At 69.6% G+C, this 16,930-nt stretch carries 14 protein-coding genes; 12 read left to right on the forward strand and 2 right to left on the reverse strand.

Features of this window, described 5'->3' with window-relative positions; genetic code table 11:
• From VGZ32_RS07220 to VGZ32_RS07235, 4 genes are all read left to right on the forward strand, one after another.
• The coding region (locus VGZ32_RS07220; protein WP_326885075.1) for a sensor histidine kinase at positions 1-549 on the forward strand (549 nt) is incomplete at its 5' end.
• Entirely contained in the window at positions 546-986 is a 441-nt protein-coding gene (locus VGZ32_RS07225; RefSeq protein ID WP_326885076.1) for a response regulator, read from the forward strand. The genes VGZ32_RS07220 and VGZ32_RS07225, both read left to right, overlap by 4 nt.
• Positions 986-2,950 (forward strand): response regulator, encoded by a 1,965-nt coding sequence (locus VGZ32_RS07230; RefSeq protein WP_326885077.1) that lies wholly within the window; start codon positions 986-988, stop codon positions 2,948-2,950. The genes VGZ32_RS07225 and VGZ32_RS07230 overlap by 1 nt, the downstream gene beginning before the upstream one ends.
• Positions 2,951-3,305: 355 nt before the next feature.
• A complete protein-coding gene (locus VGZ32_RS07235) occupies positions 3,306-5,138 on the forward strand; it encodes a thioredoxin domain-containing protein (RefSeq protein WP_326885078.1) in 1,833 nt (610 codons plus the stop codon).
• A gap of 1 nt (position 5,139) precedes the next feature.
• Here VGZ32_RS07235 and trhA read toward each other — a convergent pair whose 3' ends face one another.
• A complete protein-coding gene (trhA, locus tag VGZ32_RS07240) occupies positions 5,140-5,811 on the reverse strand; it encodes a PAQR family membrane homeostasis protein TrhA (RefSeq protein ID WP_326885079.1) in 672 nt (223 codons plus the stop codon).
• A 347-nt stretch (positions 5,812-6,158) separates the two neighbouring features.
• Between trhA and VGZ32_RS07245 the strand changes: the two genes are divergently transcribed.
• The 4 genes from VGZ32_RS07245 (at position 6,159) to VGZ32_RS07260 (ending at position 11,619) form a co-directional block, all read left to right on the forward strand.
• Positions 6,159-7,967, forward strand: coding sequence for a phosphoenolpyruvate carboxykinase (GTP) (locus VGZ32_RS07245; RefSeq protein ID WP_326885080.1), 1,809 nt, complete (start codon positions 6,159-6,161; stop codon positions 7,965-7,967).
• Positions 7,968-8,186: 219 nt separating this feature from the next.
• On the forward strand, positions 8,187-8,948 hold the full coding sequence (locus VGZ32_RS07250; protein ID WP_326885081.1) for an isoprenyl transferase: 762 nt from the start codon (positions 8,187-8,189) through the stop codon (positions 8,946-8,948).
• Positions 8,949-9,165: 217 nt separating this feature from the next.
• A complete protein-coding gene (locus VGZ32_RS07255; protein ID WP_326885082.1) occupies positions 9,166-10,503 on the forward strand; it encodes a PhoH family protein in 1,338 nt (445 codons plus the stop codon).
• A gap of 474 nt (positions 10,504-10,977) precedes the next feature.
• A complete protein-coding gene (locus tag VGZ32_RS07260; protein WP_326885083.1) occupies positions 10,978-11,619 on the forward strand; it encodes a transglycosylase SLT domain-containing protein in 642 nt (213 codons plus the stop codon).
• Positions 11,620-11,707: 88 nt separating this feature from the next.
• On the opposite strand, the gene VGZ32_RS07265 is transcribed toward VGZ32_RS07260, so the two are convergent.
• Positions 11,708-13,357: a fumarate hydratase gene (locus VGZ32_RS07265; RefSeq protein WP_326885084.1), complete on the reverse strand. Its 1,650-nt coding sequence runs from the start codon at positions 13,355-13,357 to the stop codon at positions 11,708-11,710.
• A gap of 386 nt (positions 13,358-13,743) precedes the next feature.
• On the opposite strand from VGZ32_RS07265, the gene VGZ32_RS07270 reads away from it, so the two are divergent.
• The 4 genes from VGZ32_RS07270 to VGZ32_RS07285 all read left to right on the forward strand — a co-directional run bounded on the left by VGZ32_RS07270 (position 13,744) and on the right by VGZ32_RS07285 (position 16,929).
• The gene (locus VGZ32_RS07270; RefSeq protein ID WP_326885085.1) at positions 13,744-15,099 is read left to right on the forward strand and encodes an MFS transporter; all 1,356 of its coding nucleotides are present in this window, start codon (positions 13,744-13,746) and stop codon (positions 15,097-15,099) included.
• Positions 15,100-15,103: 4 nt separating this feature from the next.
• On the forward strand, positions 15,104-15,802 hold the full coding sequence (locus VGZ32_RS07275; protein ID WP_326885087.1) for a FadR/GntR family transcriptional regulator: 699 nt from the start codon (positions 15,104-15,106) through the stop codon (positions 15,800-15,802).
• A 69-nt stretch (positions 15,803-15,871) separates the two neighbouring features.
• Positions 15,872-16,519, forward strand: a complete 648-nt coding sequence (locus VGZ32_RS07280; protein WP_326885088.1) for a DUF1707 SHOCT-like domain-containing protein — start codon at positions 15,872-15,874, stop codon at positions 16,517-16,519.
• On the forward strand, positions 16,501-16,929 hold the full coding sequence (locus tag VGZ32_RS07285; protein WP_326885089.1) for an acyl-CoA thioesterase: 429 nt from the start codon (positions 16,501-16,503) through the stop codon (positions 16,927-16,929). The genes VGZ32_RS07280 and VGZ32_RS07285 overlap by 19 nt, the downstream gene beginning before the upstream one ends.
• The last annotated feature ends 1 nt before the right edge of the window (position 16,930 follow it).

The raw sequence follows: 16,930 nt of genomic DNA on the forward strand, positions 1-16,930 counted from the left end.
GTGCTGGCCGCGACCGACCGCATGGGCCAGCTGATCGACGACCTGCTGAACCTCTCGCGCACCACCCGGGCCGAGCTGACCCGGCAGCCCGTGGACCTGACGTCGCTGGCCTACCGCGTTGTCGCCGACCTCGCCGCCGCGACGCCGGAGCGCGAGCTCGGCGTCGAGGTGGAGATCGAGGAGGGGCTGCGCGCCGTGGGCGATCCGGCGCTGCTGGAGCTGGTCCTGCAGAACCTGATCTCCAACGCGTGGAAGTTCACCGCCAAGACGGAAAAGCCGCAGATCCGGGTCGGCGCGGACGACCACCGCGACCGCCGGGTCTTCTTCGTCGGCGACAACGGCGCCGGTTTCGACATGCGCTGCAAGGACAAGCTGTTCGCGCCCTTCCAGCGGCTGCACAGCTGCGACGACTTCGACGGCAGCGGGATCGGCCTGGCCATCGTCGGGCGGGTGATCGCCCGGCACGGCGGCCGGATATGGGCGGAGGGGGAGCCGGGCGGCGGCGCCGTCTTCCGCTTCACCCTTCCGGCCGCGGGAGGCGAGCGATGACCGACGCCCCGGTCCTGCTGGTCGAGGACAACCCGGACGACGTGCTGCTCACCCGGCACGCCTTCGCGAAGAACGGCTTCGGCGACCGGATCGTCGACCTGCCCGACGGCGAGGCCTGTCTCGCCGCGCTGCTGCCCGGATCCGACCCGTACGCTCGCGCGCTCACACCGGCCGTCGTGCTGCTGGACATCAACCTGCCCCGGATCGGCGGACTCGACGTGCTGCGCCGCATCCGCGCGGAGCAGGCCACCCGCGTGCTGCCGGTCATCATGCTCACCACGTCCCGGGAACAGCGGGACATCGCCGAGAGCTACCGGCTCGGCGCGAACAGCTTCGTGCGCAAGCCGATCGCGTTCAGCGAGTTCCTGGCCATGGTCCGGATCCTGGGCACGTACTGGCTGCGGATCAACGAGCCGAACCCGGCCCCGCCGCGCTGATGGGCGACAGCATCAGGCTCCTGATCTGCGAGGACAGCGACGACGACGCCCTGCTGACCGCGCGGCACCTGGAGCGCGGCGGCCTGCGGGTCGACTACGAGCGGGCGGACAGCGCGCGGGCGGTGGCCGAGGCGCTGGCCGAGCGGCCGCCGGACCTGGTGATCTCGGACTACCACATGCCGGGGTTCGGCGCCGAGGGCGCGCTGGCGCTGCTGCGTGAAAGCGGCCTGGACGTCCCGTTTATCCTGCTGTCCGGGCGGATCGGCGAGGAGCTGGCCGCCGAGCTGATGCGGGCCGGCGCGCACGACGTCGTCCTCAAGGGGCGGATGGCACGGCTGGTCCCGGTGGTGCGGCGGGAACTGCAACAGGCGCTTGCCCGAAGGGAGCAGCGTGAGGCGGAGGCCCGGCTGCTCACGACCGAGCAACGGCTGCGCTTGTTCGCGGAACATGTCCCGGACGTCATGTTCCGCTGCCGCCTGCATCCTTTCGTCGAAGTCGAATACCTCAGCAACGCCGCGACGGCGGTGTTCGGACGGTCTCCGCAGGACCTGTGCGGCGACCCGCGCAATCTTTTCCGGCTCGTCGTGCCCGAAGACCGCGCGGCGCTGCGCGAGTCGTGGCGGTCGCCGACCCGCGAGCCGCTGGCGGTGCGCTGGCGGCGGCCGGACGGGACGGAGGCGTGGACCGAGCAGCGCGCCGTCGCCCTGCGCGACGATCAGGGCCGGGTGGTCGCGGTCGAGGGCATCCTGCGCGACATCACCGACCGGGTGGCCGCCGACGTCCAGCGCGACCGGCTCCAGCAGCAGCTGCGCCAGGCCGAGCGGCTGGAATCGCTCGGGCGGCTCGCGGGCGGCATCGCGCACGACTTCAACAACCTGCTCGCGGTGATCCTCGGCCACGCCGAGCTGGCGCTGGCCGACACTCCCGTGGATGCCACGGGACGGGACGACCTCGAGGCGGTGCGCAGGCTCGCGGAGGGCGGCTCGGCCCTGATCCGCCAGCTGCTCGTGTTCAGCCGGCAAGGCCGACGGCGGCCCGAAACGCTCGATGTCAACGCCGTCGTCGCGGAGACCGAGCGGGTGCTGCGCGGCGTGGTCGGTGAGGACGTGGAGCTGGTCACGCAGCTCGCCCCCGATCTGTGGCCGGTGACGGTGGACCGCGGTGAGCTGGAGCGGCTGCTGCTCAACCTGGTCGCCAACTCGCGGCGTGCGATGCCGAACGGCGGCAGGCTCGCGCTCGAGACGCACAACGTCGACCCGTGCGCGCCCGGCGCCCCCGCGATGGTGCGGCTGCTCGTCACCGACACCGGTGTCGGCATGCCCGAGGAGGTGGCGAAGCGCGCATTCGAACCCTTCTTCACCACGGACAGCGGATCGGGCACCGGACTCGGTCTCTCCGCCGCGTACGGAGTCGTGAAAGGCGTCGGCGGCGAGATCGGCCTGACCTCGCGGCCGGGCGCCGGCACCACCGTCCAGATCGACCTGCCGGCCCGGAGCGACCTGCCCACCCGAGCGCGCTTCGCCGCAGCCGGTGCTGAGGTGCGCCCGGAGGCACCGAACGGGGCTGCGAGTCGATGTGACGGCCGCGGCGAGACCGTGCTCGTCGTCGAGGACGACGAGGACGTGCGCGCGCTGGTCACCCGGATGCTGCGCCGCTCCGGATACCGCGTCGTGGTGGCGCCGTCCCCGGCCGAGGCGCTCGGCATCGCGAGGGCCGCGCGGCCAGCCGTCGACCTGCTCGTGTCCGACGTCGTCATGCCGAAGATGTCGGGCCCCGAACTGCTCAGCCGCATCCGGGAGTTCCGCCCCGACCTGCCGACGCTGTTGATCTCGGGCTACTCCGCGGACACGGTGCCCGGCTCCGGTCCGCTGCCGGACCGGGCCCGCCTCCTGCGCAAGCCGTTCTCCACGGCGGCCCTGCTGCGCGCTATCAGCGACGCCCTCGCTCGTCACACAGTGCCTTAGCCGGGCCGTCGCCGCGCTGACCGCGGACCGTCCGGCCTTCCGCATCCAGACCTCCGATTGGACGCGCGATTTCGCCGGCACCAAGCTCGCCGACCTCGATGGCGCCGCGGTCCACGACCTCACCGAAACCTGAGTGCACTGACCGGTCGAACGCCTCCGCCCGACCGGTCGCGCCCGGACCGTCCACGTGATACGACGGAATCCGGGAGCTCTCATTCATTCGAGCCGGGCGAGGACTGGCGCTGGTGCTACGCCCACGACGCCTACGTCTGAGCGTTCCGGCCTAACGCGCACCGCGAAGTGCGGTCACACTCGGGTCGGGCAACCCTGGGCGTTGCATGCAACGATTGGAGCCATGAACCGGCTCGGTGGCGCGACCTCGCCGTATCTGCTCCAGCACGCGGACAATCCGGTGGACTGGTGGCTCTGGGGTGAGGAGGCCTTCGCCGAGTCGCGGCGGCGGGACATCCCGCTGTTGATCTCGATCGGGTACGCGGCGTGCCATTGGTGCCATGTGATGGCGCACGAGAGCTTCGAGAATCCCGATGTCGCCGCCTTGATGAACGACGGGTTCGTCTGCATCAAGGTGGATCGCGAGGAGCGGCCAGACGTCGATGCCGTGTACATGACGGCGACGCAGATGATGACCGGGCAGGGCGGGTGGCCGATGACGGTCTTCGCCACTCCGGACGGGCGGCCGTTCTTCTGCGGGACGTACTTTCCGCCTGCGCCGCGGGGCGGGATGCCTGGGTTCAGCCAGGTGCTTTCGGCGGTCGGGGAGGCATGGCGGGACCGGCGTTCGGAGATCGAGCGGGTCGGCGGCGAGATCGCGGAGCGGCTGGCCGGTACGGCGGCGCCGATCGACGGGACGGCGCCGTCTGCGGAGGCGCTCTCGGCGGCGTTGGCCCGGCTGGTGCACGACTTCGACCCGGTGAACGCGGGTTTCGGGGGCGCGCCGAAGTTTCCGCCGTCGATGACGCTGCTTCAACTGCTGCGCCACTACGCGCGGACCGGTGTGCCTCAGGCGCTTGAGATGGTCTCGCGCACCTGCGAGGCGATGGCTCGCGGCGGCATTTACGACCAGCTCGGCGGCGGGTTCGCCCGGTACGCCGTGGATGCGACCTGGACCGTGCCGCACTTCGAGAAGATGTTGTATGACAATGCTTTGTTGCTGCGCGTCTACGCGTTGCTGCACAAGGCGACTGGATCTGGGTTCGTCGGTCGTGTGGCGCTGGACACGGCGCAGTTTCTGCTGGATAGCCTGCGCACGGCCGAGGGTGGATTCGCGTCGGCACTGGACGCTGATACGGAAGGCGTTGAAGGCGCGACCTACGTGTGGACGCCGTCCCAACTGCGCGACGTGCTCGGCGACGAAGACGGGGCGTGGGCGGCGCAGTTGTTCGGGGTGACGGAGAAGGGGAACTTCGAGCACGGCGCGTCTGTGCTGGAACTGCCTGGAGATCCGACGGACGAGGCGCGGTACGAACGCGTGCGCGGTGCGCTCGCCGCGGCCCGTGCGGCGCGCCCGCAGCCGCACCGCGACGACAAGGTCGTGGCGGCCTGGAACGGTCTCACGATCACGGCGCTGGTTGAGGTGTCACTGGAATTCGACGCCCCGCACCTGCTGGACGGCGCGGTGGCCGCCGCGCGGCTATTGGCTGATGTGCACCTGCGTGAAGGGCGACTTGTGCGCACGTCACGCGGGGGAGAGGCGTCGGAGAATCCCGGCGTGCTTGAGGATTACGGCTGTGTGGCCGAGGGATTCTGCGTGCTTTACTCGGCGACTGGGGACAAACAGTGGCTGGAGTACGCAGCGCGACTGCTGGCGACGGTGCGCGAGCAGTTCGCGTCGGCCGAGGGATTCCACGACACGGCCGCCGACGCTGATCCGCTTTACTTCCGGCCCAGCGACCCCACAGACAACGCGACGCCGTCCGGGGTGTCGTCGGCGGCTGCCGGATTCGCGGCGTACGCGTTGACGGCCGGCTCGCTTGACCACCTCGACGACGCGTACCGGGCGCTGGCGGCGGCGAGCAGCCTCGCGGACAGGGCGCCGCGGTTCGCCGGGTACGGGCTCGCGGTCGCCGAGGCGCTGCTGGCCGACGTGCCCGCCGCGTTCGTGTGTCCGGGGCCGTTCTGCGCGGTGCCGGATGCCGGGGAGCCGAGCGGCGAACAAGGCGGCCAGTGAGTCAGTGCTTGTACGTGGCGATGGAGATCGCGATGTAGTGGCAGACGAACGCGGCGACGGTGAACGCGTGGAAGAGCTCGTGGAAGCCGAACCAGCGCGGCGAGAGGTTCGGCCGCTTCAGCGCGTAGACCACCGCGCCTATCGAGTAGAGAATGCCGCCGGTCGCGACCAGCACGAGTACCGCCACGCCGCCGTACTGCAGGAAGGCGGGCAGGTAGAACAGCGCCGCCCAGCCGAGCGCGAGATAGCAGGGTACGTATACCCAGCGCGGTGCGCCCAGCCAGAAGACCCGCATGCCGATGCCGATCAGCGCGCCGGTCCAGACGAGGGGCAGCAGCACGATCGCCGAGTGGCGCGGCAGCAGCATGATCGACAGCGGGGTATACGTGCCGGCGATGATCAGGAAGATGTTGGTGTGGTCGAGGCGGCGCAGGATCGCTCGCCACTTCGGCCCCCAGGTGCCCCGGTGGTAGATCCCGCTGACCCCGAACAAAAGCCAGGAGCTGACCGCGAACACCGCGCACGCGAGCGCCGCCTCCGTCGTCGGCGCGAGGCAGATCAACACGATTCCGGCGGCCAGCGCGAGCGGGAACGTGCCCGCGTGCAGCCACCCGCGCAGCTTCGGTTTGACCGCTTGGGCGGCCGAAGTCACGGCGGTTTTCGCGTTCTCCACGCCGTTCGAAGCACGATTTGTGGCCGACGCCACAGGCTCCGGCGGCGAGATGTGCCTCACAGAAGAGGCCGTCGGAAGCGACCCTTCGTCACCCTGCGCCATGAGATTGGTCACACTGTGCCCTTCCTCGTACTCGCGTCGGTACCCGAAATTTCATTCTTGATCCCGACATTCCATCACGTCGCGTGGGTCAGTCGGTGGTCTGCTCGCTACCAAGCTACGGCATCGTAAGTTACTCGGCGGTAGGGATTGGGTATCCACGATGTGGACAGTCGTGGCTATAGTCCAAATCACCCTCATCACGCCCGGGAGGTGCGGACTCCCGGCGTCCCTTAGGAGTGCGCGCGATGTCGTTCGCCATTTCCAATCCACCCACGACCCATGCGGCGCTGATCGCCTGGGTGTCCGAAATCGCCGATTTGACTCAGCCGGACGCCATCGTCTGGTGCGACGGCTCCGACGCCGAGTGGACCCGGCTCACCGAGGAACTGGTCGCCAAGGGCACCCTGAAGCGGCTCAACCCCGACAAGCGCCCGAACTCCTTCTACGCCGCCTCCGACCCGTCCGACGTCGCCCGGGTCGAGGACCGCACCTTCATCTGCTCGGAGAAGGAGAAGGACGCTGGTCCGACCAACAACTGGGTCGATCCCTACGACATGCGCTCAACCCTCAAGGGCTTGTTCTCCGGGTCGATGCGCGGCCGGACGATGTACGTGGTCCCGTTCTCCATGGGCCCGATCGGCTCGCCGCTCTCCGCGCTGGGCGTGGAGATCACCGACTCCGCCTACGTCGCGCTCTCCATGCGGGTGATGACCCGGATGGGCCAGGCGGTACTCGACGAACTGGGCTCCGACGGCGACTTCGTGCGCGCGGTGCACAGCGTCGGCGCGCCGTTGGACGAGGGGCAGGGGGACGTGCCCTGGCCCTGCAATTCCACGAAGTACATCACCCACTTCCCGGAGAGCCGCGAGATCTGGTCGTTCGGCTCCGGCTACGGCGGCAACGCGCTGCTCGGCAAGAAGTGCTACGCGCTGCGGATCGCCTCGGTGATGGCGCGCGACGAGGGCTGGCTGGCCGAGCACATGCTCATCCTCAAGCTGACGCCGCCCTCCGGCCAGACCCGGTACATCGCCGCCGGCTTCCCGTCGGCCTGCGGCAAGACCAACCTGGCGATGCTCGCCCCGACCATCCCCGGCTGGAAGGTCGAGACGGTCGGCGACGACATCGCGTGGATGCGCTTCGGCGCGGACGGCCGCCTGTACGCCATCAACCCCGAAGCAGGGTTCTTCGGTGTCGCGCCCGGCACCGGCGAGGCGACGAACGCCAACGCCATCGCGACCCTGACCAAGAACACGATCTTCACCAACGTCGCACTCACCGACGACGGCGACGTGTGGTGGGAGGGCATGACCGACGTGCCGCCCGCCCACCTCACCGACTGGAAGGGCCGGGACTGGACTCCCGCCTCGGCCGAGCCGGCCGCGCACCCCAACTCGCGGTTCTGCGTCCCGGCGTCGCAGTGCCCGACGATCGCGCCCGAGTGGGAGGACCCGACGGGCGTGCCCATCTCGGCGATCCTGTTCGGCGGCCGCCGGGCCACCGCGGTGCCGCTGGTCACCGAGTCGCGCTCGTGGCAGCACGGCGTCTTCCTCGGTGCGAACGTCGCCTCCGAGAAGACCGCCGCCGCCGAAGGCAAGGTCGGCGAGCTGCGCTACGACCCGTTCGCGATGCTGCCGTTCTGCGGCTACAACATGGGTGACTACTTCGGCCACTGGCTCGAGGTCGGCGCGTCAGCCGACCCGGAGAAGCTGCCGCGCATCTACTACGTGAACTGGTTCCGCAAGGGCGCCGACGGACGCTTCCTGTGGCCCGGGTTCGGGGAGAACAGCCGCGTACTCAAGTGGATCGTGGACCGGCTCGACGGGCGCGGTCAGGGCACTGAGACGCCGATCGGTACCGTGCCGACGCCGGACGCGCTGGACCTGGACGGCCTCGAGATCGACGCCGGCGACCTGGCCGAGCTGCTCGCCGTCGACCCAGACGTCTGGCGGCGCGAAGCCGGGCTGATCCCGGCCCACTTCCGGCGCTTCGGCGACCACCTGCCGCGAGCGCTCTGGGAGGAGCACAAGGCGCTGGTCAGCCGACTGGGTCGATGATCGACAGCTGATCGTCCGCCGCCGCGTTCTCTTCGGTGCCGGGCCGCGCGCTCGCTGGTGAGCGCATGCGGCCCGGCACCGGCGTTTCTACCGGTCGGCAGGCCGTGAAACGATCTTCACCAGATCCTCACAGCAGGTACGTATCTTCATGGACCGGGTTTGCGTCTCCCGAGATAAGGTTCCGCAAGGAATTTCCGGGTGCAGGAAGGACGTCGTGGGATGAGCGTGCGCGACCTCGTCTACGGCGTATACGAAAAGCGGCTGGCCGCGCGCCTCGACCGGGCGCGGATGCCCCGGCACGTCGGCGTGATCATGGACGGCAACCGCCGGTGGGCCAAGGCCGTCGGCGAGCAGATCGCCACCGGACACCAGCGCGGCGCGGACAAGATCCACGATCTTCTCGGCTGGTGTGAGGAGGCCGGGGTCGAGGTCGTCACCCTGTGGCTGTTCTCCACCGACAACTTCAACCGGCCCCCCGAGGAGCTGGCCGATCTGGAGCGGATCATCGAGGGCGCGGTGCGCAGCCTCGCCGGCACCGGCCGCTGGCGCATCCGTCCGCTCGGCGCCCTCGACCTGCTGCCGGACGATTTCGCCCGGATGCTCAAGGAGACCGAGGCGCGCACCGCCGACAACCCCGGCCTGGTGGTCAACGCGGCGATCGGCTACGGCGGGCGGCAGGAGATCGCCGACGCGGTGCGCTCGCTGCTGTATGAACACGCCGGTCGCGGCACCACCATCGAGGACCTGGCGCAGGTCATCGATGTCGAACACATCTCGGAGCACCTGTATACCAGGGGCCTGCCCGACCCGGATCTGCTCATCCGGACCTCGGGAGAGCAACGGCTGTCCGGTTTCATGCTGTGGCAGTCTGCTCACTCAGAGTTCTACTTCTGCGAGGCGTTCTGGCCGGCGTTCCGCAGAATCGACTTCCTGCGCGCGCTGCGGGACTACAGCATGAGGCAGCGGCGCTTCGGCGCGTGACCGGTTTTCGCCCCGGTCGGGTGGGGTAATCCACTGGTATGACGTGTGACACCGGACGGCACGGCGGACGGTCCGGCACCGCCGCCTTCGCCGCGGTGATCAGTCGAAATCTCCTGGCAAGGAGCCGCCCGCCCCTCTTACCGTTGTGACCGGTGTGCAAGTCCCACCCTCGTAACAGGGCGCACCGGGAACGGTGTGCCACAGGGAGTCGTGCTAAGTGGCCGTGACAACCAAGCGCCGTTCCGCCCGTCCCGAACGGCGCACCTTTGTGCTGGACACCAGCGTCCTGCTCGCCGACCCGCTCTCGATCACCCGCTTCGACGAGCACGAAGTCGTCATCCCGCTGGTGGTCGTCAGTGAACTGGAAGCCAAGCGGCACCATCCGGAACTCGGATACTTCGCCCGGGCCGCGCTGCGGATGCTGGACGAGCTGCGCGTGAAGTACGGCCGGCTCGACGCCCCGATCCCGCTCGGCGGCGCCGGCGGCACGCTCTGCGTGGAGCTCAACCACACCGACTCGGCGGTGCTCCCGCCCGGATTCCGGCCCGCCGGAACGTCGACGGACAACGACGCCCGGATCCTGTCGGTGGCCAAGAACCTCGAGTCCGAGGGCAAGCTGGTCACCCTGGTCTCGAAGGACCTGCCGCTGCGGGTCAAGGCGGCGGCGGTCGGGCTCCCGGCCGAGGAGTACCGCGCCGAGCTGGCCATCACCTCGGGCTACACCGGCATGGCGGAGCTCGAGATCGGCGGCACGGTGGTGGACCGGCTGTACGAGGAGGGCCGGGTCGACCTGCCGGAGGCGTCGGACCTGCCCTGCCACACCGGGCTGGTGCTGGTCTCGGAGCGGGGCAAGGCGCTCGGCCGGGTGACGCCGGACAAGCAGGTGCGGCTGGTGCGCGGCGACCGTGAGGCGTTCGGCCTGCACGGACGCTCGGCCGAGCAGAGGATCGCGCTGGACCTGCTGCTGGACCCGGAGGTGGGCATCGTCTCGCTCGGCGGGCGCGCAGGCACGGGCAAGTCGGCGCTGGCGCTGTGCGCCGGGCTCGAGGCGGTGATGGAGCGGCGGCAGCACCGCAAGGTGGTCGTGTTCCGGCCGCTGTACGCGGTCGGCGGCCAGGACCTGGGCTACCTGCCCGGCACCGAGGGCGAGAAGATGAACCCCTGGGGCCAGGCGGTGTTCGACACCCTGTCCGCGCTCACCACGAGCGACGTGATCGACGAGGTGGTGGACCGGGGGATGCTGGAGGTGCTCCCGCTCACCCACATCCGCGGCCGCTCGCTGCACGACTCCTTCGTGATCGTGGACGAGGCGCAGTCCCTCGAGCGCAACGTGCTGCTCACGGTGCTGTCCCGGATCGGCTCCGGCTCTCGGATCGTGCTCACCCACGACGTGGCGCAGCGCGACAACCTGAGGGTCGGGCGGTACGACGGCGTGGTCGCGGTCGTGGAGAAGCTGAAGGGGCACCCGCTGTTCGCGCACGTGACCCTGACGCGGTCCGAGCGTTCGCCGATCGCCGCGCTGGTGACCGAGATGCTGGAGGATCTGTCCCTCTAGAAGAACGCTCGGTGCACGCGGCCGGCCGGGAATATCACGGTTTGAATCGCGGGGCCGCGTGACCCAGATCACTTGTCGAGGGCTCCGGAGGCGTCTCTCCGGGGCCCTCGAGCGTGTTTTCGATCATCACCATGACCTGCGTCGCCTCTACGCCGTGTCATCGTGCCTGGACAACGGGTTGCTTTGGTGTGATTCACCCCACAGCTGAATGATTTGAGGTTTATCTCGGGATCGGGCATCGTCGAGTCGTCAGGCCCCACGCGTCGGGGCTCGGACCGGCCGACTCGGCCCGGATTCGGCACGGCTTCCGGCGCGCCACCCCGGCGTGTGTACCACCGCCGCGGGCTTTCAGAGTCAAAAGGGGCGAAGCGCCGCCCGGCGCGCACCTGAAGCACCCGATCAGCGCGATCGGTGACGGCTGCCCGAAACCGGTCCGCCGCTTCAGCGTGCCGTGCGGCAGTCGGAAGGTTCCGCGTGTCCTCGTTCCGCGAGTCCGTATCGGCTTTCGGTCCACACAAGCACAAGATCGCTGTTTCGACGGCCTCGGCCGCGGCGCTCGCCTGCGCCGTGTTCGGGTCGTCGTTGGGGCAGACCCCGGCCGCCCCCGCCGCGGCCTCCAAGCCCGCCCGCGCCACGCAGGCTGCGGCTATCCACCGGTTGACAGTCCCGGCGCCAGCCCGGGTGGCGTCGAGCCCAGCCGCTGCGACGACTGCGGCGGCGCCCAAGGCACCTGCCCCGGAAACCAAAAGCGCCGCGCCTGCGCCCGCCACGACGGCCGCGAAGCCGGCCGCTCCTGTCGCGGCCCCGGCTCCCGTGGACCCCTACGCCGGGCTCTCGGCCTATCAGATTGCCGAACGGATCGTCCCGTCCGGCGAGTTCGCCGCCTTCGCGTGGATCATCACGCACGAGTCGGGCTGGGACGTGCACGCGACCAACCCGTCCAGCGGTGCTTATGGCCTCGGCCAAGCACTGCCCGCGACGAAGATGGCACCCTACGGTTCGGACTACCTCGACAACCCGGTCACCCAGATCAAGTGGGCACTTGCCTACATGAACGAGCGGTACGGCTCGCCGAACGCCGCTCAGGTCTGGTGGGAGAACCACGGCTGGTACTGATCCGGCCTGACAACGCACGCGCCGCCGCGCGGGACTCCGGTCCCGGGCGGCGGCGCGCTTTTCCGCTGCTTTCCTCTCCGAAGCGCCCTTATGACCGCGTGCCGATCGACAGCAGCGGCTTGTCGTCGCCCGGGTTGGTGAAGAAGTCCTCGCCCTTGTCGTCGACCACGATGAAGGCCGGGAAGTCCTCGACCTCGATGCGCCAGACCGCCTCCATGCCGAGCTCGGGGTAGTCGAGCACTTCCACGTGCTTGATGCAGTCCAGCGCGAGCCGTGCCGCCGGGCCGCCGATCGACCCGAGGTAGAACCCGCCGTGGGTCTTGCACGTCTCGGTCACCTGCTTCGACCGGTTGCCCTTCGCGAGCATCACCAGCGAGCCGCCGGCCGCCTGGAACTGGTCCACGTACGAGTCCATCCGACCGGCCGTCGTCGGCCCGAACGAGCCGGACGCGTATCCCTCCGGGGTCTTCGCCGGGCCCGCGTAGTACACCGGGTGGTTCTTGATGTACTCCGGCAGCGGCTCGCCCGCGTCCAGGCGCTCCTTCAGCTTGGCGTGCGCGATGTCGCGGGCGACGACGAGGGTGCCGGACAGCGACAGCCGGGTCTTGACAGGGTACTTCGACAGCTCGGAGCGGATCTCGCTCATCGGCCGGTTCAGGTCGACTCGCACCACGTCGTCATCAAGATGCTCATCCGTCGTCTCCGGCAGGTAGCGCGCCGGGTCCGTCTCCAGCTTCTCCAGGAACACGCCCTGCGCGGTGATCTTCGCCAGCGCCTGGCGGTCGGCGGAGCAGGACACTGCGATGGCGACCGGGCAGGAGGCGCCGTGCCGGGGCAGCCGGACGACCCGCACGTCGTGGCAGAAGTACTTGCCGCCGAACTGCGCGCCGATCCCGATGTGCCGGGTCAGCTCCAGCACCTCGGCCTCCAGCTCCAGGTCGCGGAACCCGTGCGCGGTCAGTGAGCCCGAGGTCGGAAGTGTGTCAAGGTACTTAGCCGAGGCGTACTTCGCGGTCTTCAGCGCGTACTCCGCGGACGTCCCGCCCACGACGATCGCTAAGTGGTACGGCGGGCAGGCGGAGGTGCCCAGGGAGCGGATCTTCTCCTCCAGGAACCGCAGCATCGAGGCCGGATTCAGGACCGCCTTCGTCTCCTGATACAGGAACGACTTGTTGGCCGAGCCGCCGCCCTTCGCCATGAACAGGAACTTGTAGGCGTCGCCGGCCGTGGCGTACAGCTCGATCTGCGCCGGCAGGTTCGAGCCGGTGTTCTTCTCCTCCCACATGCTGATCGGCGCCATCTGGGAGTAACGCAGGTTCAGCTTGGTGTAGGCGTCGTACACGCCGCGCGCGATGTGCGATTCGTCGTGCCCGTCTGTCAGCACGTTCTGGCCGCGCTTGCCCATCACGATCGCGGTCCCGGTGTCCTGGCACATCGGCAGGATGCCGCCGGCCGCGATGTTCGCGTTCTTCAGCAGATCCAGCGCCACGAACCGGTCGTTCGGTGAGGCCTCGGTGTCGTTCATGATCGACGCGAGCTGCGTGAGGTGCGCCGGCCGCAGATAGTGCGCGATGTCGTGCATCGCCTCGGCGGTGAGCAGCCGCAGCGCCTCAGGGGAGACCTCGAGGAAGGTGCGCCCGGCGGCCGACACGGTCGAGACGCCCTCGGACGTGACCAGCCGGTACTCGGTCTCGTCCGGCCCGATCGGCAGCAGATCGGAATAAGCGAACTCGGGCATGGGTGCCTCCTCGACCTCGGCGTCTTCACCGAGAAGCGTAAGCCCGGCCCAAACCCTCCCCGCGACGCCTGGAACGTGGCCTTGGCCACGCTCAAGCTCTCACCCGCGCGAGTGAACCCGGACATTTCGTTTGCCTGCCGTGATCGCCGGGCTATCGTGGAGAGCAGAAGCCGCACCCAAGGGCGTGCGGAAGTGGCGCCGGACAGGCTGAGGACCTTGGCCTCCCGGCGCTGCGGCGTTTCGGGACTCAGGCGTCGATATGTTCGAGCACCGGGTCGAGGATGTCCGCATAGCGGCTTTCAGCAGAGAACGACCACGCCATGGGAGTCGCGGGAGCGAACGGGCATGAATTAGACAACAGACGTCATACGTTTTATCGTTGGACGGTGCCCGTTCTGGAAGAAATCCCCGAATGCGATTCCGGCTCGCGGGCGGCCGTGGCGGTCGCGAGCGGGGCCCGGGTTGGCTCCACGGCAGGTGCGGGCCGTGGAGCCGACCGGGAGCATCGAGAACGTCCGGCACACGGCAGCGCGGAGCGTTCGGACACGGCACGGGGCGGCGCGCTGATCCTCGCCGGAGTCGTGCTCGTCGCGGCCAATCTGCGGCTCGGGGTGTCCGCGACCGGGGCGCTTCTCCAGTTATTGACGTCGTCGCTGCATCTCGGCACGGCGCTGTCGTCTTTCCTGCCCACAGCGTGGGTGCTCGCGTTCGCGGTCGGCGGCGTGGCCGGGTCTCCACTCGCCCGGCGCTACGGCATCGACCGCGTGGTGGGCGCCTCGCTCGTCGCCCTGATTCTGGGCACGCTGCTGCGCGGGGTTCCCACCGCTTTCGCCCTGGTGACGGGGTCGGTTATCGCCGGGTTGGGGATAGCGCTCGCGAATGTGCTGCTTCCCGCCGTCGCGCGCGAGTACTTCCCCACGCGCATCGGGCTGGTGACCGGGCTCTACGGCACCACGCTGACCGCGGGCGCCGCCGCCTCCGCGCTCGCCTCGGTGCCGATCGCGGGCGCTGTCGGCAGTCCTTCGCGTGCCTTGGCGGTCTGGGCGGCGCCAGCGCTCGTGGCCTTGCTCGTCTGGATCGCCGCCCGGCGTGCGCGCTCCGCGCGTGCTGAATCGGCAGCCCGCATCGCGCCTGCGCTTAATACCCACGTGCGGCTGCGCGCGCTGCTCCGGTCCCGCCTCGCGTGGGCGATGGCCGCGCTGTTCGGGTTGCAGGCGGCTGGCGCATACGTCGTGATGGGCTACCTGCCGTCGATCTTCGAATCGGCCGGGATGACCGCCGCGCATGCCGCGGCGATGACGTCGGTCAGCTTCTTCCTCGGTATCCCGGCCTCGTTCGTGGTTCCGGTCCTGGGCGCGCGGATGCGGGACCAGCGGCTGCTGATCGGCAGCCTGTCCGCGTTCTTCGCGGCCGCGTTCGTCGGCTTGGCCATCGCGCCCGGCACGCTCGCCTGGCTGTGGATCATCCTCGCCGCGATCGGGATGAGCTCGTTCCAACTGGTGCTCGCGCTGTTCGGGCTGCGTGGCGGAACGGCCGCGGGAACGGCGGCGCTGTCGACGTTCGCCCAGTCCCTCGGCTACCTCGTGGCCGCCGCGGCCCCGTTCGCGTTCGGGATCGCGCACGAATCCGCGGGCTCGTGGACCATACCGCTGTACGCGACTGCCGCCCTGGCGGTGTGCCAAGGGCTGGTCGGCCTGTACGTTGCCTCCGAACGACGCGGAACGTTGAGATTGAAAGGCTAGGCGGATGACCGAGTTGGCCGGGTTGCGGCGCGGGTCGCTCGTCGACGAGGTCATCGAGCGGCTCAAGGCGCAGATCACCACCGGGTCCTGGCCGGTCGGCACGCGGATTCCCCCGGAGTCCGAGCTGATCGAGCGGCTTCAGATCGGGCGCGGCACCTTGCGCGAGGCGGTAAAAGCGCTCTCCCATGCCGGCCTGCTCGAAGTGCGCCAAGGTGACGGGACGTACGTCAAGACGCGCAGCGAGCTGTCCGGCGCTATCCGGCGGCAGATCGCCCGGTCCACGGACACGCACGTGCAGGAGGTCCGCCGCGCGCTTGAGGTGCAGGGCGCCCGGTTGGCAGCGCGCCGGCGCACCGACGAGGACCTGGCCCTCTGTGAGGCTGCGCTGGCGGAGCGGGCCGAGGCGGCTCGGCGCGGCGCCAAGCTCGGGCACTGGGACCTGGGCTGGGGCCGTGCGTGGGCCGAGGCCGACGTCCGGTTCCACCAGAGCGTGGTCGCGGCGGCCCGAAACCCGATGCTGCTGGAGCTGCACCTGGAACTGGCCGAGGCGATGTCGGCGGTGCTGCTGGGGTTCGGGGCCGACGCCGCCCTGGATCCGGATATCGACGCCGGTCACCGTCGGCTGCTGGACGCCGTCCGCGACCAGGACGAGGAGCGGGCCGCGGCCGAGGCGACGCGGATCCTCGAAGCGGACCTGGACTGAGCGCTGAGCACGACTTGGCCACAGCGCCGGCCGACCCCCGGGTCGGTCCAGGCCGCTACCGTAAGCGCTATGAGTTCCCCAGCCATGCGTGGACCGCAGGACGACCCGAGTCTGAGCCTGCGCGCCTCGGACGCGGATCGCGAGCACGTCGCCGAACTGCTCGCCAAGGCCTTCGCCGAGGGGCGGCTCAGCACCGAGGAGCACAGCGAGCGGCTCGAGGCGACGTACGCGGCGAAGACGATGGGCGAGCTGCGGCCGCTCGTCTCCGATCTGCCGGTGGAGTTCGCCCCGCCGACCGGCGCTCCTGCCGCGGCCGCCAAGACCTCGCCGCTCGCCGGAGTCGTGGAGTCGTTCAAGGGCGGCGAGCCGGTCGTCGCGATCTTCGGCGAGACCACGCGCCGCGGACGCTGGCTGGTGCGCTCCGGGTTGAACGCGAAGGCGGTGTTCGGCTCGGTGACGCTGGATCTGACCGAGGCGGTGCTCGAGCAGCGGGAGATCACGATCACTGCGAACGCCCTCTTCGGCGAGGTGACCATCAAGGTGCCGGAGGGCGTCATCGTGCACGACGAGGGCAGCGCGATCTTCGGCTCGCGCGACGTGTCGACCGGCGTGTCGCAGTTCACTCCGGAGACTCCGGTGGTGCATGTTCGCGGGTTCGCGGTGTTCGGTAGCGTCGAAGCCAGGCGACCCAAGAAGAAATGGCTGAAATCCCGATGAGCGACGCCAAGCCGATGTACGTGCACCGCGCGACCGTGTGGTTCGACGAGCTCGACATGCTGGGGGTGCTGCACAACGCCCGCTACGCGATCCACGTCGAGCGGGCGATGACGTCCTGGTACCACTCGATCCCCGATCCGGATCCGTCCGACGCCTACATCGTGGTCAGGCACTACGACATCGAGTTCATCAAGCCCTTCACCACGGAGCGCGGCGAGCTGTCCGTCGAAGTCAGGCTCGAGCGACTGGGCACGACCAGCGCGGTGTTCGCGTTCCGGTGCCTTTCGCGCGACTCGGAGGGTGCGGAGATCGAGCACGCCCGGGGCAGCCGCACGAACGTCAAGGTCAGCCCGGGCGAGCTGCGACCGGTGCGATGGTCCGCGCGGTTCCGGGAAGTCGTGGGGGCGTAGC

Origin of the sequence: Actinocrinis sp., from assembly GCF_035938995.1 — a bacterium.
In the GTDB taxonomy this organism is placed as follows: domain Bacteria; phylum Actinomycetota; class Actinomycetes; order Streptomycetales; family Catenulisporaceae; genus DASZGI01.